General features: G+C 65.8%; 19 protein-coding genes and 1 tRNA gene. 17 read left to right on the forward strand and 3 right to left on the reverse strand.

Features of this window, described 5'->3' with window-relative positions; genetic code table 11:
• Nucleotides 1–80 precede the first annotated feature (80 nt).
• The 3 genes from glsA to FBZ90_RS05975 all read left to right on the forward strand — a co-directional run bounded on the left by glsA (nt 81) and on the right by FBZ90_RS05975 (nt 2694).
• Entirely contained in the window at nt 81–1151 is a 1071-nt protein-coding gene (gene glsA, locus FBZ90_RS05965) for a glutaminase A (RefSeq protein ID WP_246130175.1), read from the forward strand.
• A 113-nt stretch (nt 1152–1264) separates the two neighbouring features.
• Nucleotides 1265–2200: a hypothetical protein gene (locus tag FBZ90_RS05970; RefSeq protein ID WP_145730112.1), complete on the forward strand. Its 936-nt coding sequence runs from the start codon at nt 1265–1267 to the stop codon at nt 2198–2200.
• Nucleotides 2197–2694 carry a hypothetical protein gene (locus FBZ90_RS05975; protein WP_145730113.1) on the forward strand — a complete coding sequence of 166 codons (498 nt, stop codon included), beginning with the start codon at nt 2197–2199 and terminating at the stop codon, nt 2692–2694. The genes FBZ90_RS05970 and FBZ90_RS05975 overlap by 4 nt, the downstream gene beginning before the upstream one ends.
• Before the next feature lie 82 nt (nt 2695–2776).
• Here FBZ90_RS05975 and FBZ90_RS05980 read toward each other — a convergent pair whose 3' ends face one another.
• Complete coding sequence (locus tag FBZ90_RS05980; RefSeq protein ID WP_145730114.1) at nt 2777–4627, reverse strand: DUF885 domain-containing protein; 1851 nt, start codon at nt 4625–4627, stop codon at nt 2777–2779.
• 296 nt (nt 4628–4923) lie between these two features.
• Here FBZ90_RS05980 and FBZ90_RS05985 point away from each other — a divergent pair.
• Together FBZ90_RS05985 and FBZ90_RS05990 are read left to right on the forward strand one after the other, a co-directional pair.
• Nucleotides 4924–5013: transfer RNA gene (locus FBZ90_RS05985), tRNA-Ser, on the forward strand.
• A 148-nt stretch (nt 5014–5161) separates the two neighbouring features.
• Nucleotides 5162–6775 carry an ABC-F family ATP-binding cassette domain-containing protein gene (locus FBZ90_RS05990; RefSeq protein ID WP_145730115.1) on the forward strand — a complete coding sequence of 538 codons (1614 nt, stop codon included), beginning with the start codon at nt 5162–5164 and terminating at the stop codon, nt 6773–6775.
• A gap of 45 nt (nt 6776–6820) precedes the next feature.
• Here the strand turns inward: FBZ90_RS05990 and FBZ90_RS05995 are convergent, their stop codons facing one another.
• Nucleotides 6821–7672, reverse strand: coding sequence for a helix-turn-helix transcriptional regulator (locus FBZ90_RS05995; protein WP_145730116.1), 852 nt, complete (start codon nt 7670–7672; stop codon nt 6821–6823).
• A 153-nt stretch (nt 7673–7825) separates the two neighbouring features.
• Here FBZ90_RS05995 and FBZ90_RS06000 point away from each other — a divergent pair, with 153 nt between their 5' ends.
• Nucleotides 7826–8722: an SDR family oxidoreductase gene (locus tag FBZ90_RS06000; protein ID WP_145730117.1), complete on the forward strand. Its 897-nt coding sequence runs from the start codon at nt 7826–7828 to the stop codon at nt 8720–8722.
• Nucleotides 8723–8980: 258 nt separating this feature from the next.
• On the forward strand, nt 8981–10291 hold the full coding sequence (locus FBZ90_RS06005) for a sensor histidine kinase (protein WP_186455634.1): 1311 nt from the start codon (nt 8981–8983) through the stop codon (nt 10289–10291).
• A gap of 3 nt (nt 10292–10294) precedes the next feature.
• Here the strand turns inward: FBZ90_RS06005 and FBZ90_RS06010 are convergent, their stop codons facing one another.
• Nucleotides 10295–10924 (reverse strand): hypothetical protein, encoded by a 630-nt coding sequence (locus FBZ90_RS06010; protein WP_145730119.1) that lies wholly within the window; start codon nt 10922–10924, stop codon nt 10295–10297.
• 297 nt (nt 10925–11221) lie between these two features.
• Here FBZ90_RS06010 and rpsB point away from each other — a divergent pair, with 297 nt between their 5' ends.
• The 10 genes from rpsB to FBZ90_RS06060 all read left to right on the forward strand — a co-directional run bounded on the left by rpsB (nt 11222) and on the right by FBZ90_RS06060 (nt 22093).
• Nucleotides 11222–12001, forward strand: a complete 780-nt coding sequence (gene rpsB / locus FBZ90_RS06015; protein ID WP_040843524.1) for a 30S ribosomal protein S2 — start codon at nt 11222–11224, stop codon at nt 11999–12001.
• Between the two features lie 271 nt (nt 12002–12272).
• On the forward strand, nt 12273–13190 hold the full coding sequence (gene tsf / locus FBZ90_RS06020; RefSeq protein ID WP_145730120.1) for a translation elongation factor Ts: 918 nt from the start codon (nt 12273–12275) through the stop codon (nt 13188–13190).
• A gap of 374 nt (nt 13191–13564) precedes the next feature.
• Entirely contained in the window at nt 13565–14287 is a 723-nt protein-coding gene (pyrH, locus tag FBZ90_RS06025; protein WP_276509086.1) for a UMP kinase, read from the forward strand.
• A gap of 17 nt (nt 14288–14304) precedes the next feature.
• A complete protein-coding gene (gene frr / locus FBZ90_RS06030; RefSeq protein WP_145730452.1) occupies nt 14305–14847 on the forward strand; it encodes a ribosome recycling factor in 543 nt (180 codons plus the stop codon).
• Nucleotides 14848–14914: 67 nt separating this feature from the next.
• Nucleotides 14915–15652 carry an isoprenyl transferase gene (locus tag FBZ90_RS06035; protein WP_145730121.1) on the forward strand — a complete coding sequence of 246 codons (738 nt, stop codon included), beginning with the start codon at nt 14915–14917 and terminating at the stop codon, nt 15650–15652.
• Nucleotides 15639–16523 (forward strand): phosphatidate cytidylyltransferase, encoded by an 885-nt coding sequence (locus FBZ90_RS06040; protein ID WP_246130176.1) that lies wholly within the window; start codon nt 15639–15641, stop codon nt 16521–16523. The genes FBZ90_RS06035 and FBZ90_RS06040 overlap by 14 nt, the downstream gene beginning before the upstream one ends.
• Nucleotides 16514–17743 carry a 1-deoxy-D-xylulose-5-phosphate reductoisomerase gene (locus FBZ90_RS06045; protein ID WP_246130177.1) on the forward strand — a complete coding sequence of 410 codons (1230 nt, stop codon included), beginning with the start codon at nt 16514–16516 and terminating at the stop codon, nt 17741–17743. The genes FBZ90_RS06040 and FBZ90_RS06045 overlap by 10 nt, the downstream gene beginning before the upstream one ends.
• Nucleotides 17744–17947: 204 nt before the next feature.
• Nucleotides 17948–19090: an RIP metalloprotease RseP gene (gene rseP / locus FBZ90_RS06050; RefSeq protein WP_145730122.1), complete on the forward strand. Its 1143-nt coding sequence runs from the start codon at nt 17948–17950 to the stop codon at nt 19088–19090.
• A gap of 13 nt (nt 19091–19103) precedes the next feature.
• Nucleotides 19104–21434: an outer membrane protein assembly factor BamA gene (gene bamA, locus FBZ90_RS06055; RefSeq protein ID WP_145730123.1), complete on the forward strand. Its 2331-nt coding sequence runs from the start codon at nt 19104–19106 to the stop codon at nt 21432–21434.
• A gap of 17 nt (nt 21435–21451) precedes the next feature.
• Entirely contained in the window at nt 21452–22093 is a 642-nt protein-coding gene (locus FBZ90_RS06060; RefSeq protein ID WP_145730124.1) for an OmpH/Skp family outer membrane protein, read from the forward strand.
• The last annotated feature ends 18 nt before the right edge of the window (nt 22094–22111 follow it).

Raw genomic sequence — 22111 nt, forward strand, 5'->3', positions numbered from 1 at the left:
GCCGCCCACGTCGCTACAGTGATGGTAAATGCTGGCGCCGAGATGCCGGCTGGTTTGAACGCAAGGGGGATCATACGTCGATGACATCCGGTTTGACCCGGCGGGCGCGCGCCTGGGGTGCCGCCGCCATACTGTCGCTGGTCCTACAGGGGGCGGCCCTGATGGGGTCAGGGGCCGCCGCCGCGCGCGAGGTCTTGCCGCCCGACGCCGCCATCCAGCAGGCGGTGGACCAGGCCTATGCCAAGTTCAAGGGCGTCATGGATGGGGAGAACGCCAGCTACATCCCCTACCTCGCCAAGGCCGACCCCAAGCTCTACGGCATCGCCGTGGTGACGGCGGACGGCCGGGTGTTCAAGGCCGGCGACGCGGGACAGGAATTCCCGGTCGAGTCGATCGCCAAGGTCTTCACCCTGGCCTGCGTGCTGAAGGACCAGGGGCCGGAGGCGGTGATGGCCAAGATCGGCGTGAACGCCACGGGCCAGCCCTTCAACTCCGTCCTCGCCGTCGAACTGAACAACGACAAGCTGACGGGCAGCCCGCCGGCCGGCAACCCGCTGGTCAACGCCGGCGCCATCGCCGCCGCCAGCCTGGTGCCCGGTGCCGACCTGGCCGCGCGCTGGAAGACGGTGTTGGACACCGCCTCCAGCTTCGCCGGCCGGACGCTGGCCCTGAACCAGGACGTCTATCAGTCGGAAATGGCCAGCAACCAGCACAACCAGGCCATCGCCCTGCTGCTGCAAAGCTATGACCATCTCTACGCCGACCCGGCGATGACGGTGGACCTCTACACCCGCGAATGCTCCTACAACGTCAGCGCCGAGGACCTGGCCACCATGGGGGCGACGCTGGCCAACGGCGGCACCAACCCGGTGAGCCACAAGGCGGTGGTTGATCCCGCCACCAGCGCCCGTGTGCTGGCCGTCATGGCCACCGCCGGCCTGTACAACACCACCGGCGAATGGCTGTTCAAGGTGGGCCTGCCGGGCAAGAGCGGCGTGGGGGGCGGCATCCTGGCGGTGGCGCCGGGCAAGTTGGCCATCGGCGTCTACTCCTCTCGCCTGGACGCCGCCGGCAACAGCGTGCGCGGCCAGTTGGCGGTGCAGTTTATCGCTGAGACGCTGGGCCTGAACCTGTTCGCGGCGGGGAAGTGATGGATACGGGAGGGGGCCGGCCAACCAATAGCGCGGCCGGTTCTTTCCCGTTATGGTTGACGGGAACGAAATAAGAACATACGATGCTCTTCCAGCAACAGGGAGCGTCGGACATGGATGGTTGGCAACGTCGATATCGTTTGAGCAACGGGCCGGGTGGCCTGGGTGTAAGCTGTACGGGCGAGGGGCTGGCCCTGGCCGGCGTGCCCCTGCTGGCCAAGGGCGCCGGTGGTTTCCGCGCCCGGCCGGCGGCGGAGGTGGCGGTGCTGCTAGGGCGTGCCTATGCGGGGGCTGAACCGGGTGCCGCCGTGTTGCCCGGCCTCGCCAAGATCGCCGACGCCCTGAACCGGGGCGACCTGGCCCAGGCCATGATCCGCGCCGTCCACCTGCGTCTGCCGGAATTGGATTGGGACGCCGCCGTCCGCCTGACGCGGGCCAATGACAACCTTGCGAAATACAGCCCCGACCAGCTGCGCGATGATCATGGTCGGTGGACGACTGAGGGCGGCGGGGCTGAAGACGCAGCGAAACCTCAAGCAGGTTTGGCGTTGCGGACCAACGCCCAAGCACAAGGGGCGCCCCATGCCTGCGGTGTTTTGCGTGTTGAAGAGAAAGATATTCTCCCACCAGCTAAAGCGAAGGAACTGTTCAATAGTGAGTATAAGAAATTACAGGACGAAGGGCTTTTGTCGACGCAGGGATTCATAGAAGGCAAAATACTTCCCAATTTTGAATTCGTTCCACAATTTGGCTCTCTCCGGCCAGGGGATCGTGCCTTACCATTTTCCACCCTGAAGGCAGCGAAAAAAGACGCGGATAAATATAATGGAAAAATTGTCGGCGGATACACGGAGGGAAACTACAGCCAAATTTTTCTAACGGCCGCCGCGCCCACTTACATCCCTGGACTTGGATACACCACGCCCCAACAGACGATGCGCTTCGCCATCTTGCATGAATGGGGGCATCAGCAGCAGGGTGGGCAATGCAGGGATAGTGAGTGTTGTGCGGACAGCTACGCCCTCGAACATATGGGGGGTAAAAAATGAGAATAATAGAGATAATAAGATTCATACCATTTTGTAAGATTATATCATTCCTATCTTGCTCAGCACTTCTTTGTTTGTATCTGATGTGGAAATTTCCGCCGGTAACCGCTGAAATCGGTGATTGGGAGCAGATCACGCTTAATACATTCTATGACTACATGGATCATGGCCCTCCTAGTGGCAGTGAATTTTATCTTTCGTTCGATGGCAGAGATCCTGAAAATGATGTTCTTGACGAAATAAGGAAAAGATACCCAGATATTGTATTTCATCCAAATAGTGAAAATACGAAATATGGGGAATGTAGTACTGGAATTGTTGGTGATACATACAGGTGCAAATTGGGTGCGGTTGTTCATGCTGAGTCATTGAGTATATTGATGCGCTGGGTTGCCCTGGCTCACGCGGGCTCTTGGAATTGCGGTGGCGACCACTGGCTCTTTAAGGCTTTTGGTCGGTGGATTGTGTTTTCCAGGCGCGTTGGCTGCGCGTGACCACGGCGGTGGTGTGCAAAAAGGGGGCGTGACCTGGATTGATACGGCGGCCGGAAAAGGTTCCGGCCGCCGCCCGTCAGCCTTACCCCTTCATCGCCGCGATGTGCTGGTCGATGATCCGTTCCAGCAGGGTCAGGGGCACGTTGCCCGACAGCACCAGGGCGTCGTCGAAACGTTTCAGGTCGAAGCGGGCGCCCAGGGCGGCCTCGGCCTTCCGGCGCAGCATGTTGATCTGGTTGTGTCCCATCTTGTAGCCGCAGGCCTGGGCCGGCATGGCGCAATAGCGGTTCAGCTCGCTACGCAACTGGGCCACCGGCATGCCGGTGTTGGCATGGAACCAGTCCAGCGCCTGTTGGAAGCTCCAGCGCTTGGCGTGGATGCCGGTGTCCACCACCAGGCGGCAGGCGCGGAAGCCGATGGATTGCAGGTATCCCAGCCTGCCCAGGGGGTCGTCGTCATAGGCGCCCAACTCGTTGCCCAGCTGCTCGGAATACAGCGCCCAGCCCTCGGAATAGGCGTTGAAGGCCAGGTGGGTGCGGATCAGCGGCAGCTTGTTGGCGTACTCGCCCTGCCAGATGTGGCCGGGGATGCCCTCATGATAGCACAGCGTGGGCAGCGAATAGCGCGGCCAGATGCTCGTGTCCTTAAGGTTGATGTAGTAATAGCCGGGCACGCTGCCGTCGATGCTGCCGGCCGAGGCATAGCCGTTGGGGGCGCCGTCCTGGATGGCCGGCGGCACGCGGCGGATGACGAGGTTGCCCTTCACCAGGGTGGCGAAGGCGCGGGGCAGGCGGGTGCGGATGTCGGCGATGCGGCCGTTCAGGTATTCCAGCAGCTTGGCGCGGCCGGCATCGTCGTTGGCGAACAGCAGGTCTGGCCGCTTGCTCAGCGCCGTCATGCGCTCGCCCACCGTGCCCTGGGTCAGGCCCTGGGCCTTCAGCAGGGTGTCCATCTCCGCCTGGATCTGGGCGATCTGCTCCCGCCCCTGGGCGTGCATCTCCTCCGCCGTGCGGGTGGTGGTGGTGCCGGCCTTCAGCGCCCAGGTGTAGAAGTCCTCGCCCTGCGGCCGTTTCCAGATGCCGGGCTCCGCCACCGCCACGGCGCGCTGGGCTTTCAGCGCCGCGATCTGCCGGTCCAGCGCCGGCGCCACCTTGGCGGTGCACAGCGCCTCCACCTCCTGGGCGTAGCGGGCCGGCAGCTTGGCCTTGGCGGCGCGCTGGCGCAGGGACTCGACCAGGCCCCATTGGGCGATGGGCTCGGCGCGGGCGGGCACCATCTGGCCCAGCATGATGTCCAGCACGAAGTCGGGCGCCACCATGCCCAGGCCGCGCTCGTGGTCCAGGCGCTCCGCCTCCGCCGTCAACTGGCCAGCGTAGGCCTCCACCCGCGCCAGATAGGCGTCGGCATCGGCCGCGGTCTCCACCGTGTGCTGGGTGTCCAGGAAGGTGGGCTCGTCGACATAGGCGCCGCCCAGCTGCGTCACGGAATAGGGCATGTTGCGGAAGCTGTTTTGCCCGGACAGCGTGCCCACGTCGCCGAAGGGGAAGCGCCAGCCCTCCACCGCCGTGCGGAACGATTCTTCAGTCACGTCCACGTTCAGGGCCTGGGCGGGCGACAGCCGGGTGCGATCCACCGCCTGCAAGGTCTTCAACGTTTCCGCCGCCCAGGCGGCGCGCGCCCGGTCGGCGGCGGCGGAGCGGTCGGTGAGGCGGCCGTGCAGGGCGGCGCGGGCGTCCTTGTCGATGCCCAGGGCCGTGGCGTTTTCCGGATATTCCACCAACAGCCGCTCGGCGATACCGGCCAGCAGCGTTTCCGTGGCCGCGTCGCCCGGCGCGGCGGCGCTCTCGGCGGCCCGCACGGTCAAGGGCAGGGCCAGGCTGGTGGCCACGGCCGAGGCACCCGCCAATAAGGCGCGGCGGCTGATATCCGACATGTCTTGCTCCCTGTTGCACCACGAGGTCATGGCAACTGCCTGGCATCGCTTGTACCGGCCTTGGGCAAGGGGCGCGAGGGGGATTTGCCGGGATGAATACCCCCCGCTTCCATTCGTCCCGACCCTCGCGCCGGAATCGTGGCCGGCGTCCGCGCAACCGTATGGACGCGGGCGGGGCGGGAGTGCTAGACGATGGAACCGCCCGGCCCCGAAGTGCCGGGACGTCGGTGGAAATCGGGTGGCCAAGCCTCTTGCCTTGGTTGAGGGATATCCGGTAAACCCCTGACGTATAAGACGGATGGGTGGCCGAGTGGTTTAAGGCTCTAGTCTTGAAAACTAGCGGACTCGCAAGGGTCCCGTGGGTTCGAATCCCACCCCATCCGCCACCGACCCTAATACGTATTGGAAATGGCGCGTCTTGAAATGGCGTGCCACCGCCCCTAGTTCCGGGGCGGCGTATGCCAACCAAAAGGTGCCCCATGGATTTCCCCCCGGACACGACGAGCCTTCGTTTCGTTTTCGGGGACATCCATCATGGCCGCCGCCATCACGCTTACCGATATCAGCTGGGTCACGCCTGACGGGCGCCCACTTTTTTCCCACCTTTCCCTCAGTTTCGGACCGCACCGCACCGGCTTGATCGGGCGCAATGGTGTGGGCAAGTCCACGCTGCTGGCGCTGATCGCGGGGACCCTGCCGCCGCAGGCCGGTGCGGTGACGGTGCCGGGCACGCTGGGCGTGCTGCACCAAGGCGCGCGGCCGCATGCCGATGAGATAGTGGCCGATTTGTTCGGCGTCCGCGGCGGCCTGGCGGTGCTGCGCCGTGCGGAGCGGGGACTCGCCACCATGGATGAATTGGCCGAGGCGGACTGGACCTTGCCGGCACGCCTGGAGGCCGCGTTGGCCCGCCTGGATTTGGCGGTGACACCTCAGACGGCCCTTGCGGCGCTGTCGGGCGGCCAGCGCACGCGGGTGGCCCTGGCCGCCCTGACTTTCGCCGAGCCGGACTTCCTTTTGCTGGATGAGCCCACCAACAACCTGGATGCCGATGGCCGCGCCGCCGTGGCAACGGCGCTTGCCGATTGGAAGGCGGGGGCCATCATCGTCAGCCACGATCGCGCCTTGCTGGAAGGCATGGACGCCCTTGTGGAACTGACCACGCATGGCGCCGCCAGCTACGGCGGCGGTTGGAGCGCTTATCGCGCGCTCAAGGACCGGGAACTCGCTGCGGTCCGTCACGATCTGGAGGAGGCGGAAAAGCAGGTGGCGGAGGTCGCCCGCCGGGCGCAAGAGGCGGTGGAGCGTCAGGCCCGGCGTGACGGAGCCGGCCGACGCAAGGCAGCCAAGGGGGACATGCCCCGTGTGCTATTGGGGCGCCGCCGGGACGGCGCTGAGCAGAGTGCCGGCACGGGCGCGCGGTTGGCGGGCGTCCGTGCCGATCAGGCTGGTGAACGCCTGGTGGCGGCCCGCGCCCAGGTGGAGGTGCTGCAGCCATTGTCCGTCACGCTGGCTTCCACCCACCTGCCGGCCCAAAAGGTCGTTCTGGCGGCGGAGGCGGTTTCCGCCGGCTATCAGTCCGGCCGCCCAATTCTGAAAGACCTGTCCTTTTCCATGGTGGGACCGGAACGGGTGGGGGTCAGCGGCCCCAACGGGGCGGGTAAGAGCACACTGCTGGCGTTGGCGTCCGGTCAACTGATGCCCTGGTCCGGCGCCTTGCGGGTCTTCACCCCCTTCGCGCTCCTGGACCAGCGGCTGACGCTGCTGGACCCTGGTGTCTCCATCCTGGAGAACTTTCGCCGGCATAATCCCGGCGCGACTGAGACCACCTGTCGCGCGGCCTTGGCCCGTTTCCGATTCAGGACCGATGCCGCCTTGCAGGGGGTGGCCGGCCTCAGCGGTGGTGAACTGATGCGGGCCGGCTTGGCGTGCGTGCTGGGCGGGGAGACGCCACCCCCCTTGTTGATGCTGGATGAGCCCACCAACCATTTGGATGTCGCGTCCATCGATGTGGTGGAACGTGGCTTGCGAGCTTATGACGGGGCGCTGCTGGTTGTCAGCCACGACCTGCCCTTCCTTGAGGCCATTGGGATCACCCGCCACCTGACATTGGAACCTGAGAATTTGGATGAGCTTCCGAGAATCCAATAATTTATAATGTGTTATCGTACGACTCTCATATAACGCATGAGCCGGTTAGGGCCCTTTCAGTGTGTCCTTTCCCGGTATCAGCGATTGAATCCGCCGGGCGTCCTCCTCCGTCGCCGGATTGTAGACCACCATGCTCAGGTCGGTCCGGCCGTCCACGGCGAACGTTGAGAACTCGAAGGCCAGCGGGCCCAGGGTGGGGTGACGGATCTGTTTCACGCCTTCGTGCGGGGAACTCACCACATCGTTGTCACGCCACATCGCGGCGAAGTCGGGGCTGAGCCGGCTCAGTTCCTCCACCAGCGGTTCCACCGCCGCCATGGCGCCCGCGCGGGCCGCGTCGATGCGGAAGGCGCCCAGGACGAACCGGGCCACGCTTTTCCAATCGTATTGCAGGGTGCGGGCGCTGGGATCGAGGAACAGGGTGCGCAGGATGTTGCGCTGCTCCGGCGGCAGCGCGCCGTAGTCGGTCAGCATCACGGTCGCTGCCCGGTTCCAGGCCAGCACATCCCAGGTCGCCGTCCGGATGATGGCGGGGCAGGGGTTCAGCGCGTCCAGCACGCGCTGCAGCCGGGGGGTGATGCTGTCGTTCCGTCGATAGCGCGCCTCGGGCTGGCGGCCCAGGCCCAGCAGGAACAGATGCTCGCGCTCCGCCTCCGTGAGCATCAGGGCGCGGGCGATGCGGTCCAGCACATCGGCCGAGGGCGCACCACCCCGGCCCTGTTCCAGCCAAGTGTACCAGGTGGGGCTGATGTTGGCCCGCTGCGCCACTTCCTCCCGCCGCAGGCCCGGCGTGCGGCGGCGGCCTGCGGGGAAGCCCAGGGCCGCGGGGTCCAGTTTCAGGCGCCGGTCGCGCAGGTAGGTGCCCAGGCCGGTGCTGGCGGTTGCGGCATCGCTCATCCGGGTATCCATTTTAATAGGATAATATCACTACTTTACCAGCATAACGCCACCGCCAAGACTTGTCGCTATGAAGCCGGGTGCTGGGCACTGACCTCCGTCGTTCGGCTTCTTTCAGCGAAAACACTGACATCTGGATAAGGGATTCGGATCATGCGCGTGTTCGTCACTGGCGCCACCGGCAACATCGGCTCGGCCGTGGTCAGGGAATTGATCGCGGCCGGGCATCAGGTGCTGGGCCTATGCCGCTCCCAGGACAAGGCGGCCGCGTTGGCGGCGGCCGGGGCGGAGGTGCATCACGGCACCCTGGAGGATGAGGAAAGCCTTCGCAGCGGGGCCGCCCGCTGCGACGGTGTCATCCACTTGGCGTTCAACCACGATTTCTCACGCTTTGTGGCCAATTGCGAGGATGATCGCCGGGTGATCCGGGTGCTCGGCTCGGCGCTGGCCGGCTCCAGCCGCCCCCTGGTCATCACCTCCGGCACCCCCGTCGCCAACACCGTCCCTGGTGAGCCCGCGAAGGAGGGTAACCCCATCTTCGGCTCGACCGTCCATCCCCGCGCCGCGTCGGAGGAGGCTGGTGCCGCCCAGGCGGCCGAAGGGCGCAACGTGTCCGTGGTGCGGCTGCCCCAGGTGCATGACCCGGTGACCCAGGGGCTCATCACCCCGACCATCGCCCTATACCGCGACAAGGGGGAGTGCGTGTACCTGGATGAGGGGCGCAACCGCTGGCCCGCCGCTCATCTCGATGACGTGGCCCGCCTGTACCGCCTGGTGCTGGAGCGGGCGGAGCCGAATGCGCAATACCATGCCGTCGCTGAAGAGGGCGTGCCGATGCGTGCCGTCGCGGAAGCCATCGGCCGGCGGCTGGGCTTGCCTGTGCGGTCCGTTCCGGCGGCGGAGGCTGCGGACCATTTCGGCTGGATGGCGCGCTTCGCCGGGTTGGACATGCCGGCGTCCAGCGAGCAGACCCGGCGGGTGCTGGGGTGGGAACCGGTCGGGCCGGGCCTCATCACCGATCTGGAGCGGCTGCAGGTTCCAGGACGCTAAGGCCAAGGGACAGTAAAGGGGGGAAGCGGCGCGCAACCCTGGCCATGGCGCGCCGCTTCCCATGACGGGGTAAGGACAGACTGGGCTTCCCCTTCGTATCGCCGGTTGTCCGATATATGCTGGCGGCCTCTTCGGCTGCGCAGCGTCCATTTGCCGTCCATGCCCACCGTATTGATCGTCTTCTTCATTATGAAGATCCTGAACGCCGGAATTTCGGCGCTGATCTGGAATGCCTATCGGCATTTGAGCGGCGTCCGAATGATCGCGACGGGGTTCATTATCGGTGCCGGCGCCTCGATCACCGGCCTGCTTTATAAGCCGGGCGCCGATTTCCTGACCGGCATGACCGGCTTCACCACGGCGGTGCTGATCAATGCCGCGCAATCCACCTGCATAAACGGGGCGATCATTTTTCTGGGCCAGCCGTCCCGCAAATGGCTGGTGCCGTTCTGTATCATCGCCACGGCTATTTACTGGCCGCTTCTCCTGTATATCAACCCGACGGACGGCGCTTTGCGCGCCGTCGCGGGCGCCATCATCACCACCATCGCCCATGGCGCGGCCGTTCCCGTGCTGTGGCGTCAGAAGGGGCATTGGTCCTGGCTGCGCCTGACCCTGCTGCCGTACATCTTCCTTCATCTGTCCATTCAGGATGGTTGGGCGCTTTACCGGATCGGGCGGAGTTTGGCGGGGATGCCTGATCCGACGATGTTCTATCCTTGGATGGTCATCGAGGCCGGCTTGGCCCACCATCTTTGGTTCGCCTGCTTTCTCGCCATGCTGGGGTCGCGCCTGCGGGTCGATGTCCTGCAGCGCAACCAGGAACTGGCGCTTGAAATCGACCGGCGGCGTCACCTGGAACAGCAACTGGCCGCGACCTTGGCCACGGAACGCGAAATCAATGCCGAGCATCAGCAGCTGCTGGACGTCCTGGTTCATGAAATCCGCACGCCCTTGACCGGCATCGACCGGGCCACGGAAATGCTGGAAATCACCTTATCCCCCTTGCCGGAGGCCGGCGAGAAGAGGTTGGCCAGCGTTCGTGACGGCGTGCGCCGCGTCGCGGCCCTGGTCGATCGGATCGTGACCGACAAGCGGGAGCCACGCTCGGCGCCGGTGGTGCAGGATCTGGAATGGACGGAGGTGCTGCGGACCGTGCTCGGGGGGCTGTCGCACATGGATGCGGAAAACCGTGTCCGTGCGTTGGTTTCCCAACCGCCCCTGGTCTTCAGGGCGGACCGTGACATGATCGTCGCCGTCCTGCGCAACCTGGTGGAAAACGCCCTGAAGTATTCCCCCGCCACCGAGGGCGTGACCATCACCGCGGCCGGGGGCGCCGATGAGGTGCGCTTCCAGGTCATCGACCGGGGCATCGGGATTCCGGAAATGGAACGGGAATCGGTGGGCCGGCGCTTCTACCGCGCGTCGAATGCCCAGGGGCGGCCGGGGATCGGGTTGGGGCTGTTCATCGTTCGCCGCATGCTGTCCCAGGCGGGGGGCACGCTGCGCCACGGTCCCGGCCCCGCCAACATCGGCACGACAGCCACCGTGACGCTGCCGCAGCAGTAGGCCTCACATGGCCCGCAGAATCTCCACCACCCGGGCCACGGGGTGCTCGGCGCCGGGGGCGGTCAGGGCCAGATGGGCCAGGCGACCGTAGAGCGTCTCTCCCTCATGGCCGCCCAGCAGGCGGGCCAGCGGCGCATCCGCCACCAGACGGAAGAACAGCCGCGGCCGGCTGAGGAAGGGCAGGCCGGCATTGGCCAGCAGGGTGCCGAAGGGCGTCCGTTCCGCCAGCGCCTCCGCCGCCACGGCCGGGGGCAGGGCCAGCAGGTCCACGGCCAGCAGCCCCAAGGCCAGGGGGCTTCCATCCGTCTGCTTGGCAAGGATGACCCGGCGGCGCAGGCGATCCAGGCCGGGGCCCTGGTCCCTGACACGCGCCTGGACGTTGACGCTGACCGGGCACCCGGCATGCCGGGCCAGGGCGGCGGTCATGCCGTCGATATGGTCCAGGCGCGGCCGCACCGCGTTCGGCAAGGCGTCGGCCGCGATGGGGGTGAGGGCCGGCGGCGCCCGGCCCAAGTCGGCATGGCCCACGTCTGCATGGCCCAAGTCCATATGACTGAGCGCCAGGGCGGCGCGCGCCTCGGCAACCGCGGCGGCCTCATCGGGGTGGGAGGGCGTTTCCAGGGGGGCGAACATGCCGGCACCATAGGCGCGTGCCCCCGGTGCCGCAACACAGGTGCCGCACCATCCGGCGTGGGGGCCTCAAGGCGGCACGCGTGGGGCGCGGGGGCCCCCTTTCGTTCACGCAAGGCCGGGGCTGTGCTTCGGGGTTGAAATCGCCGGGGCGGCGGAGTATCACACCGGCCATCGTCAATCCCACACGTGGGCTTGCGGGGCGTCCTTATTATCTGGGCGGTCCGCTTCCGGTGTCTCGAGGCCAGGTGGCCGAGAGGCATTGCCCACGGAGGCCAAACCGGAGAAAGGTTCCGTTTCATGGCTATGCCTACCTTTACCATGCGCCAGCTGCTGGAAGCCGGCGTTCATTTCGGTCACCACACCCGTCGCTGGAACCCGAAGATGGCCCCGTACATCTTCGGTGTGCGCAACGGCGTGCACATCATCGACCTGGAGCAGTCGGTGCCCATGCTGCACCGCGCCATGCAGGCCGTGCGTGACGTGGTCGCCGGCGGTGGCCGCGTCCTGTTCGTCGGCACCAAGCGCCAGGCCCAGGAGAAGGTGGCCGAGGCCGCTGGTCGTTGCGGCCAGTACTACGTCAACCACCGTTGGCTCGGCGGCATGCTGACCAACTGGAAGACCATCTCCCAGTCCATTAAGCGCCTGCGCGAGATGGATGAGCTGCTGGGCGGCCAGATCGCCGGCCTGACCAAGAAGGAACTGCTGAACCGCACCCGTGACCGCGACAAGCTGGAGCGGGCGCTGGGCGGCATCAAGGAGATGGGCGGCCTGCCGGACATCCTGGTCATCATCGACACCAACAAGGAGTCGCTGGCCGTTCAGGAAGCCAACAAGCTGGGCATCCCCGTGGTGGCCGTGCTGGACAGCAACAGCAACCCCGACGGCGTGACCTTCCCCATCCCCGGCAACGACGACGCCCTGCGCGCCATCGAGCTGTACTGCGAGCTGATCTCCGGCGCCGTGCTGGATGGTCTGCACGCTGAGATGGCCGCCTCGGGCATCGACGTCGGCGCTTCGGAAGAGGCCCCGGTGGAAGAGATCCCGGCCGAGGAAGCCGAAGTCGCGGCCGAGGCTTGAGTTTAAGCGAAACGGCCGGGCCGGGGCTTCCGTGATGGAGGTGCCGGTCCGGCCGCGTTGCTGTCCGGGGGCAGGGTGCCCCTGGGATGTCCGGAGGCGGTCCCTTCTCCGGCCGACCACCGCCCCACTTCGGGGCGGCTGTCATATGGGTGCTGCCCCAGAGGGGTGGCGACCCAGCGAAATTTCCGGATGAGGACGGCGACGTCCCTCCGACCCCTGATCAAAATCCCTGCGGACGCCCGTCCGCCCTGACGCGATGAGAGAGGCGAAGATGGCTGAGATTACGGCTGCGCTCGTTAAGGAGCTGCGCGAGAAGACCGGCGCCGGCATGATGGACTGCAAGAAGGCCCTGAACGAGGTCGCCGGCGACATCGAGGGCGCCATCGACTGGCTGCGCAAGAAGGGCCTGGCCGCCGCCGCCAAGAAGGCCGGCCGCGTCGCCGCCGAGGGCCTGGTTGGTGTCGCCTCTCAGGGCACCGTCGGCGCCGCCGTCGAGATCAATGCCGAGACCGACTTCGTCGCCCGCAACGACCTGTTCCAGGCCCTGGTGTCCGGCGTGACCAAGCTGGCCCTGGCCGATGCCGACGTCGAGTCCCTGAAGGGCCAGGCTTTCGGCAACGGCCGCACCGTCGCTGAAGAGCTGACCCACCTGGTCGCCACCATCGGCGAGAACATGAACCTGCGCCGCGCCGCCCGCCTGTCGGTCACCGATGGCGTGGTCGCCACCTATGTCCACAACGCCCTGACCGGCGGCCTGGGCAAGATCGGCGTGCTGGTCGCCCTGGAGTCGACCGGCGACAAGGCCAAGCTGCAGGAGCTGGGCCGCCAGATCGCCATGCACATCGCCGCTGCCCGTCCGGAAGCCCTGGACATCGCCGACGTCGACACCGCCGCCCTGGATCGTGAGCGCAACGTGCTGGCCGACCAGGCCCGCGCCTCCGGCAAGGCCGAAGAGATCATCGCCAAGATGGTCGAAGGCCGCCTGCGCAAGTACTACGAGGAAGTGGTGCTGCTGGAGCAGGTCTACGTGATCGACCAGGAGACCAAGATCCGCAAGGTCGTCGAGAACGCCGCCAAGGACGTGGGCGCCCCCGTGAAGCTGACCGGTTTCGTGCGCTTCGTGCTGGGCGACGGCATCGAGAAGGAAGAGAGCGACTTCGCGGCCGAAGTGGCCTCGATGGCGCGCTGATCCGTCAGCCTTCCGAGCGTTGAGTAAAACCGGCGCGTCCAGCGATGGACGCGCCGGTTTCTTGGGTGCCTTGTCCCGGAGCGGGGGTGCCCGCCCATGCCGGCGGCACCTTTTCTGTGTCAGCGCGGGATGGCGATTTCATCGACATTTCCCTGTAGGTAGAGTGGCCGCCGGTGCCATTGCCGGCGCCGCTCTCTTCGTGCGCCTCGATTTCGGCTCAATTCGGGGCTCCATTGCATGAGCCCCCTGCAACGCCAGGCTTGGCGGCGGGGGCCGGTTTGCAGTAGAGCTAAGCCGGATCTGACCCCGGACACTCGTGGCTTCCCAACCCGGCTTGTCGCCGGGCCCACCCATTGGCGAGAGGACCTGACCCCGTGGCTGCCCGATACCAACGCGTACTTCTGAAAATCTCGGGCGAGGCGCTGATGGGGGACCGTGAATTCGGTCTCGACCAGAAGGTCGTCAATCGCGTCGCCGACGAGGTCAAGACCGTCATCGCGATGGGCGTCGAGGTTTGCCTGGTCATCGGCGGCGGCAACATCTTCCGCGGTGTTTCCGGCGCCGCGTCGGGCATGGAACGCGCCACGGCCGACAACATGGGCATGCTGGCCACCGTGATGAACGCGCTGGCCATGCAGAGCGCGCTGGAGCGCATCGGCGTTCCCACGCGCGTACAGTCCGCCATCCCCATGGCCAGCGTGTGCGAGCCCTTCATCCGCCGCCGCGCGGTGCGCCACATGGAAAAGGGCCGGGTGGTGATTTTCGCCGCCGGCACCGGCAACCCCTTCTTCACCACCGACACGGCCGCGGCGCTGCGCGCCTCGGAAATGGGCTGCGAGGCCCTGCTGAAGGGCACCAAGGTGGATGGCGTCTACACCGCCGATCCCAAGAAGGACCCCACGGCGGAGCGCCTGTCGTCGCTGAGCTATCTCCACGTCCTGTCGAACGACCTGCAGGTCATGGACGCGACGGCGATTTCGCTGGCGCGCGAGAACAACATTCCCATCCTCGTCTTTTCCATCCATGAGGAAGGCGCTTTCGCCGAGGTCATGGACGGACGGGGTCATTTCACGATCATTACGGAAGAAGAGGCTTGAACGTGGCCGCTCCCTCAATGGACGACATCACCCGGCGCATGGATGGCGCCGTCGAAAGCTTGCGCAAGGAATTCGCCGGCCTGCGCACCGGCCGCGCGTCGGCCAGCCTGCTGGAACCGGTGACGGTGGAGGCCTACGGGTCCCACATGCCTCTGACCCAGGTGGCCACCGTCAGCGTGCCGGAGCCGCGCCTGATCACCGTGCAGGTGTGGGACCGCACCATGGTCAAGGCGACCGAGAAGGCCATCCGCGAGGCCGGCCTGGGCCTGAACCCGCAGACGGATGGCCAGATCATCCGCGTGCCCATCCCCGACCTGAACCAGGAGCGCCGCCAGGAACTGGTGAAGGTGGCCAACAAGTACGCCGAGCAGGCCCGCGTGGCCGTGCGCAACGTGCGGCGCGACGGCATGGACATGCTGAAGAAGCTGCAGAAGGACGGCGACCTGTCCGAGGACGAGCACAAGACGTGGTCGGACAAGGTGCAGGCCCTGACCGACGCCCACATCAAAAAGATTGATGAGGCGTTCACCGCCAAGGAAAAGGACATCACGCAGATTTGATGTCCCGTTTCCCCGTCCGCGCCCCAGGCCGCGTCCCAGGCCGTCCCAGTTCCTGCCCGAGAGTCCCATGTCCGGTGCCGCAGTGCCCCTGAACGTCCGCCCCCCCGCCCATATCGCCATCATCATGGATGGCAATGGGCGCTGGGCGACGCGCCGCGGCCTGCCCCGTACCGCCGGCCACAAGAAGGGCGTGGAGGCGGTGCGCCGGGTGCTGGAGGCGGCGCGGGAAATGGGCGTCTCCTACCTCACGCTGTTCAGCTTCTCGTCCGAGAACTGGGGCCGGCCGGAGGGGGAGGTCAGCGAGCTGATGCACCTGCTGCGGTTCTATCTGCGGGGGGAGATCGCCACCCTGCACAAGAACGGCGTGCGGTTGCGCATCATCGGCGACCGGTCGCGCTTGGCGCCGGACATCATAACGCTGATCCAGAACGCCGAATCCCTCACGGCGAACAACACCGGCCTCACGCTGGTGATGGCGCTGAGCTACGGCTCGCGCCAGGAGATCGCCAACGCCGCCCGGCATCTGGCGGAAGAGGTGCGGGCCGGCCGCATGACGCCCGATCAGGTGACCGTGGAACGCCTGGGCGCATCCCTTTATACCCAGGACATCCCCGACCCGGATCTGTTGATCCGCACCAGCGGGGAAAAACGCATCAGCAACTTCCTGCTGTGGCAGATGGCCTATGCGGAGCTGGTGTTCGTGGAAACGCTGTGGCCGGACTTTGGTCGCCAGGAATTGGATGACGCCATCCAGGAATTCCATCGGCGCGATCGCCGGTATGGGGCAACGGTTGGAACGCGCTGAAGGGCTGTTGGCCAAGCTGCCGGGTGATCTGAAGACCCGTATCCTCTCCGCCTTGGTCCTGGGCCCGCCGGTATTGGCGGCCGTATGGCTGGGCGGCCTCGTCTTCCAGGCTGTCCTGGTGGCGGTGGCCGTCATCGCCGGTCTGGAATGGCTGCGCCTGGTGGTGCCAGGTCGCCAGCCCTGGGCCACGGCCATGGGCCTGATGACCATCCTGGTGACGCTCAGTGGCGAGTTCGTGGCCGGCCCGCTGTACGGCCTGGTCCTGCTGGCGGCGCAGACGGTGCTGCTGTGGTGGGCCGCCGCCGGCGGACGCCCCGGCGCGCCGCCCGTCGATGACACCCAGACGGGGCAGGGCGGACGCTTGCCGGCGCCGTTGTTTTTCGCGCTGATCGTCCCCTATGTGGGCGGTGGTTGCCTGGCGCTGGACTGGATACGCAACCGCGCCGGTCCCGAGGCCATCTGGCTGTTCCTGTTCCTGCTGCTGGCCATCTGGGCCACGGATATCGGCGCCTATGTCGCCGGCCGCGCCATCGGCGGCCCCAAGCTGGCGCCGCGCATCAGCCCGAAGAAGACCTGGGCGGGCCTTTTGGGCGGCATGGCGGCCGCGGCTTTGGTAGGGTTGGCGCTGTCGCCGCTGGCGACAGTATCGTCACCCGGTGCCGGCGCCCTGGTGGCGGCCGTGATCGCCGTGGTGGGACAGGCGGGCGACCTGTTCGAATCGTATATGAAGCGCCGCTGCGATGTGAAGGACAGCGGGTCGCTGATCCCCGGGCACGGCGGATTGTTGGATCGTATTGATGGGCTGGTCATGGCGGCGCCGGTGTTCGCGCTGTTCCACGCCCTCATTGGGGAGAATGGGTCATGGTGGTGAGTTCCCTGCAGGCCGTTGCGGCGGCCCAAGTGGCGGTACCCGAGGGGGCGGCCGTCCCCACGCCGGCCACGCGCACGGTGACCATCCTGGGCTCCACCGGCTCGGTGGGCTGCAACACGGTCGAACTGGTCGCCGCCGATCCGGAGCAGTACCAGGTCGAGGCGCTGGTGGCCCGCAAGAACGTGGACCTGCTGGCCCGCCAGGCCAAGGAATTGCGCGCCAAGGCCGCCGTGGTGGCCGATGAGGCCCACTACGCCGCCTTGAAGGACGCGCTGTCCGGCACCGGCATCGAGGTCGCGGCGGGCGCTCAGGCGGTGGTGGATGCCGCGGCGCGTCCGGCGGACTGGGTCATGGCCGCCATCGTGGGCGCCGCTGGCATGGAGCCGACGCTGGCCGCCGCCCGGCGGGGCGCCACCGTGGCCTTCGCCAACAAGGAGGTGCTGGTCTGCGCCGGCGCCCTGATGATGGCCGAGGTGAAGCGCCACGGCGCCACCCTGCTGCCCGTCGACAGCGAGCACAGCGCCATCTTCCAGGTCTTCGACTCCGAGCGGGTGGACGGTGTCAGCCGCCTGATCCTGACCGCCTCAGGCGGGCCGTTCCGCAACAAGAGCCGGGAAGACATGGCCCGCGCCACGGTCAAGGAAGCCGTTGCGCATCCCACCTGGGACATGGGCGCCAAGATCTCGGTCGACAGCGCCACCATGATGAACAAGGGCCTGGAGGTCATCGAGGCCCACCACCTGTTCGGCATGCCCGAGGACAAGATCGACGTCCTGGTCCATCCGCAGTCGGTGGTGCACAGCCTGGTGGAATATGTCGACGGCTCCGTCCTGGCGCAGTTGGGCACGCCGGACATGCGCACCCCCATCGCCGTGGCCCTGGGCTGGCCGCGCCGCATCGCCACCCCGGGTGAGCGGCTGAACCTGGTGACGTCCGGCCATCTGGAATTCTACGCCCCCGATCCGGAGAAGTTCCCGGCCTTGCGCCTGGCGCGCGAGGCCATGCGTGCCGGCGGCTGCGCCGCCTGTGTCATGAACGCCGCCAACGAGATCGCCGTGGCGGCCTTCCTCGACGGGCGCATCGGTTTCCTGGATATCGAGCGCATCGTCGAGCACACAATGACGACTGTGCCGCATTCGCGCCTTAATTCACTGGACGATGTGCGCGAAGTCGATACCGTGGCGCGGCGGATTGCGTCTGAAGCGATTCAGGCGCGATAGGAAACGGGGGTCCCGGCCGTTCAAGGATGACCGGGGCCTGCCAGTCAGGTTGCGATGCCTCCGTCGGTGACGTTTTGTTCACCAAGGGGGCGCACCATCGCGGCCAGGCGAATGGGCCCCTTCGTATGCGTGTCCCAGGTCCCCGGCCTTGCGGCGGGATGGCGGGAAGCCCGGAAGGAGGGGGTGTTATTGGAGTTTGGGACGATGCATCAGATCGTGAACTACGCCAGCACCTATGGTGGCACCTTCCTGGTGGTGTTGACCGTCCTCGTGTTCGTGCACGAGTTCGGCCACTACTACGTGGCCCGGCGCAACGGCGTGCGGGTGGAGGTGTTTTCCATCGGCTTCGGCCCGGAAATCTGGGGGTTCAACGACCGTGCGGGTACGCGCTGGAAGTTCAGCCTGATCCCGCTGGGCGGTTACGTGAAGATGTTCGGCGACGCCGACGCGGCCAGCCGGCCCGGCGCCGAAACCCGCGCCATGACGCCGGAAGAGCGTGCCGTGTCCTTTCACCATAAGCGGGTGGGCCAGCGCGCCGCCATCGTGGTGGCGGGCCCCATGGCCAACTTCCTGTTCGCCATCGTCGCCTTGTCCATGCTGTTCATGTTCTACGGCCAGCCCTTCACGCCGGCCGTCGTGCAGCAGGTGGAACCGGACAGCGCGGCCGCGGCCGCCGGCTTGCAGGCTGGTGACCGTGTGCTGGAACTGGGCGGCCACAAGATTGAGCGCTTCGAGGATCTGCAGCAGATCATCGCCGTCAATCCCGGCGTGACGCTGGATGTGACGGTGCAGCGCGGCGACGCGCAGCTGGGTCTGAAGGTCACGCCGCGCGCCGTGGAGTCGGAAGACCGCTTCGGCAACAAAAGCCGCATCGGACGCCTCGGCGTCGTTCGTGGCCAGGATGAATACCATCGCCGTGATCCGCTGAACGCGGTGTGGGCGGCGGCCAAGGCGACCTGGGCGCTGGTCGTCGGCACGCTGGACGCGGTGGGCCAAATGATCGCAGGCACCCATGGCACCGAAGATTTGGGCGGGCCGCTGCGTATCGTGCAAATGTCCGGTGAAATGGCGCAATTGGGCTTGGTCCAGGTCATCTGGTTCATGACCGTGCTGTCCGTCAACTTGGGCCTGATCAATCTCTTTCCCGTCCCCATGCTGGACGGCGGGCATCTTATGTACTATGGCCTGGAAGCTTTGCGGGGCCGTCCCCTGGGCGAGCGCGCTCAGGAATATGGTTTCCGGATCGGCCTGGCTTTGGTACTTAGTCTCATGATTTTCGCCACTTGGAACGATCTGATCCACTTCGGTGTGGGCAGCTTCGTTAAGTCTCTGATCTCCAAAGTTTGACCGGGGGAAATAATTGGGTTCGGTTTCGAGAGTAGCGGCGCTGTGCCTGGTTATCGCCGGCACCACCGCAACGTCAGCTGTCGCTCTTTCGTCCGGTGCCTGGGCTCAGGGGATCCTGTCCGGTGGCGTCATCAAGGACATTCGCGTCGAAGGCACGCAGCGTATCGAGCAGGCGACCGTCCGCTCCTACCTGGTGGTGTCGCAGGGCGACGCCTTCAATCCGGACAAGATCGATGAATCGCTGAAGGCCCTGTTCGCCACCCAGCTGTTCGCCGACGTGACCCTGCGTCGTGATGGTGACACCCTGGTGGTGTCCGTGGTCGAGAACCCGATCATCAACCGCGTGGTGTTCGAAGGAAACAAGCGCGTCAAGACAGAGGACCTGCAGTCCGAAGTCCAGCTCCGCTCGCGCCTGGTGTTCACCCGGTCCCGCGTGCAGCAGGACGTGCAGCGCATGCTGGACGTCTACCGCCGCAATGGCCGTTTCGCCGCCCGCATCGAGCCCAAGATCGTCCAGCTGGAACAGAACCGCGTCGATCTGGTGTTCGAGATTGATGAAGGCCCGCTGACCGGCGTGCAGCTGATCAGCTTCATCAACAACAATATCTATGACGACAGCGATCTGCGCGACGTCATGGTCACCAAGGAATCGCGTTGGTGGCGCTTCCTGTCCAGTGACGACACCTACGATCCCGACCGTCTGGCCTACGACAAGGAACAGATCCGCCGCTTCTACTTCCGCAACGGCTATCCCGATTTCCGGGTGATGTCGTCCGTCGCGGAACTGACGCCGGACCGTGAGAAGTTCTTCATCACCATGTCCCTGGACGAGGGCAAGCGTTACAAGTTCGGCAAGATCGAACTGACCAGCGCCATCAAGGACATCGATCTCGCGCCGCTGCGCGAGGTGATCGAGACCAAGGAAGGCGACTGGTTCAACGCAGACAAGATCGAAAGCACGATCAACAAGCTGCAGGACAAGCTGGGTGACCAGCAGTACGCCTTCGTGCAGGTGGATCCCAATGAGGAGCGCCACCCCGACACGCAGACCGTCGACCTGCACTTCGAGATCAACCCCAGCCCGCGCGTGTTCGTGGAGCGCATCGACATCAACGGTAACCTCATCACCCTGGACAAGGTGGTGCGGCGCGAGCTGCTGCTGGCCGAAGGCGACCCCTTCAACGCGTCCAAGGTCAAGCGTTCCGAGCAGCGCGTGAAGGACCTGGGCTTCTTCGACGACGTCAAGATCAAGCCGAGCGAGGGCAGCACGCCGGACCAGGCGGTCCTGACCGTCGATCTCAGCGAGCAGTCCACCGGTGAAATCCAGGTGGGGCTGGGTTACTCCACCACCGAAGGCGCGCTGATCGACTTCTCGATCCGGCAACGCAACTTCCTGGGTACGGGCCAAGACATCCGTTTCTCGACGATGTGGTCCTACTACTCCAAGGAATTCACCATTTCGTATACCGATCCCTACTTCATGAACCGGGATCTGGCGATGGGCGTGGACCTGTTCCGCACCGACCGCAACGCGAACACGACGGAAGAGTCCTACAGTTACGATATGTCCAGCACGGGCTTCGACATCCGTGCCGGCTTCCCCATCTCCGAACGCTTGCGCGAACTGGTGACCTATACGCTGTCCCATACCCGGATCAGCGACATCACCTATGAAACCACGCGCTTCGTGCAGGAGCAGGTGGGTGCGACGACGACGTCGTCCATCCAGTCAGCCCTGACCTTCGATGCCCGTGACAGCCGCCTGAAGCCCACCTCGGGCTACTACTTCACCGTCAGCAACCAGGTGGCCGGCCTGGGCGGCAGCGTGCACTTCCTGCGCAACCGCCTGACCTCCGGCATCTACTTCCCGCTGTTCAGCAACGTCGTGCTGAAGATCGAGGGCGAGGTCGGCTACATCCTGGGCCTGGGTGGCGAGTTCGTGCGTATTCAGGACCGCTTCTTCCTGGGCGGCGATACCCTGCGTGGCTTCCAGGTGGCTGGTGTCGGCCCCCGCGCCTTCAGCAGCAACGGCGGCAACGACGCCCTGGGCGGCAAGCGGCTGGTGCGCGGCACGTCGGAAGTCACCTTCCCGCTGGGCCTGCCGGAGGAATTGGGCGTGGACTTCCACGTCTTCACCGATATCGGCGCCCTGGACCAGAGCGGCGAGTCGCCTTTGCCGGGCGACGATTTCCATGACGAGTTCGCGTTCCGCGCCTCCTCCGGTGTCGGCGTGTCCTGGAAGTCGCCTTTCGGCCCCATCCGCATCGACTTGGCTTATCCGTGGATGAAGAAGAGCTACGACCGCATTCAGCAGTTCCGCTTCAGCTTCGGGTCGCAGTTCTAAGAACGAAGGGACGGGACATGATGGCGTTCGTACGCCGCACCACTTCCCCGGCCGTTTACGTTTCCGGTGCGAGGGCCGCCATGGCGGCCCTCGTTCTTGGTTTTGGGGCCATCGCCCATCCCGCGGTGGCGGCACCGCCGGCCAAGGCCCAGCCTAAGCCGGCCGCCAGCGAACCCCAGCAGAAGCCGGTCACCACCATCGCCGTTGTCGACGTGCAGTTCCTGCTGGAGAAATGCTCCGCCATGCAGAGCATGAAGCGCCAGGACAGCGAGCAGACCCAGAAATTCCAGGCGGAACAATCGCAGCAGGAACAGTTGCTGCGGCAGGCGGAAAAGGAACTGGCCAACCAGCGCACCGTGCTGGGCCAGGAGGCCTTCGACGCCAAGCGCAAGGATTTCGAGCAGCAGGTGGCGGAGGTGCAGCGGCGCCTGCAGGAGCGCAAGCGCCAGCTGGACAACGCCTTTTCCGCCGCCAGCGCCCAGTTGCGCGACACCATGGTGCATGTCGTGGGTGAGGTGGCGCGGGAAAACGGGGCCACCTTGGTCATCCCCCGGTCCAGCATCATCTATATGGCGGACGACGCGCAGGACATCACCAACACCGTGCTGTTGCGTTTGAACGCCACTTTGCCGCAGATAACGGTCAACATTCCGAACTGACCGGTTCCCGGGCGCCCC

It is taken from the genome of Nitrospirillum pindoramense (assembly GCF_007827955.1).
GTDB lineage: Bacteria > Pseudomonadota > Alphaproteobacteria > Azospirillales > Azospirillaceae > Nitrospirillum > Nitrospirillum amazonense_B.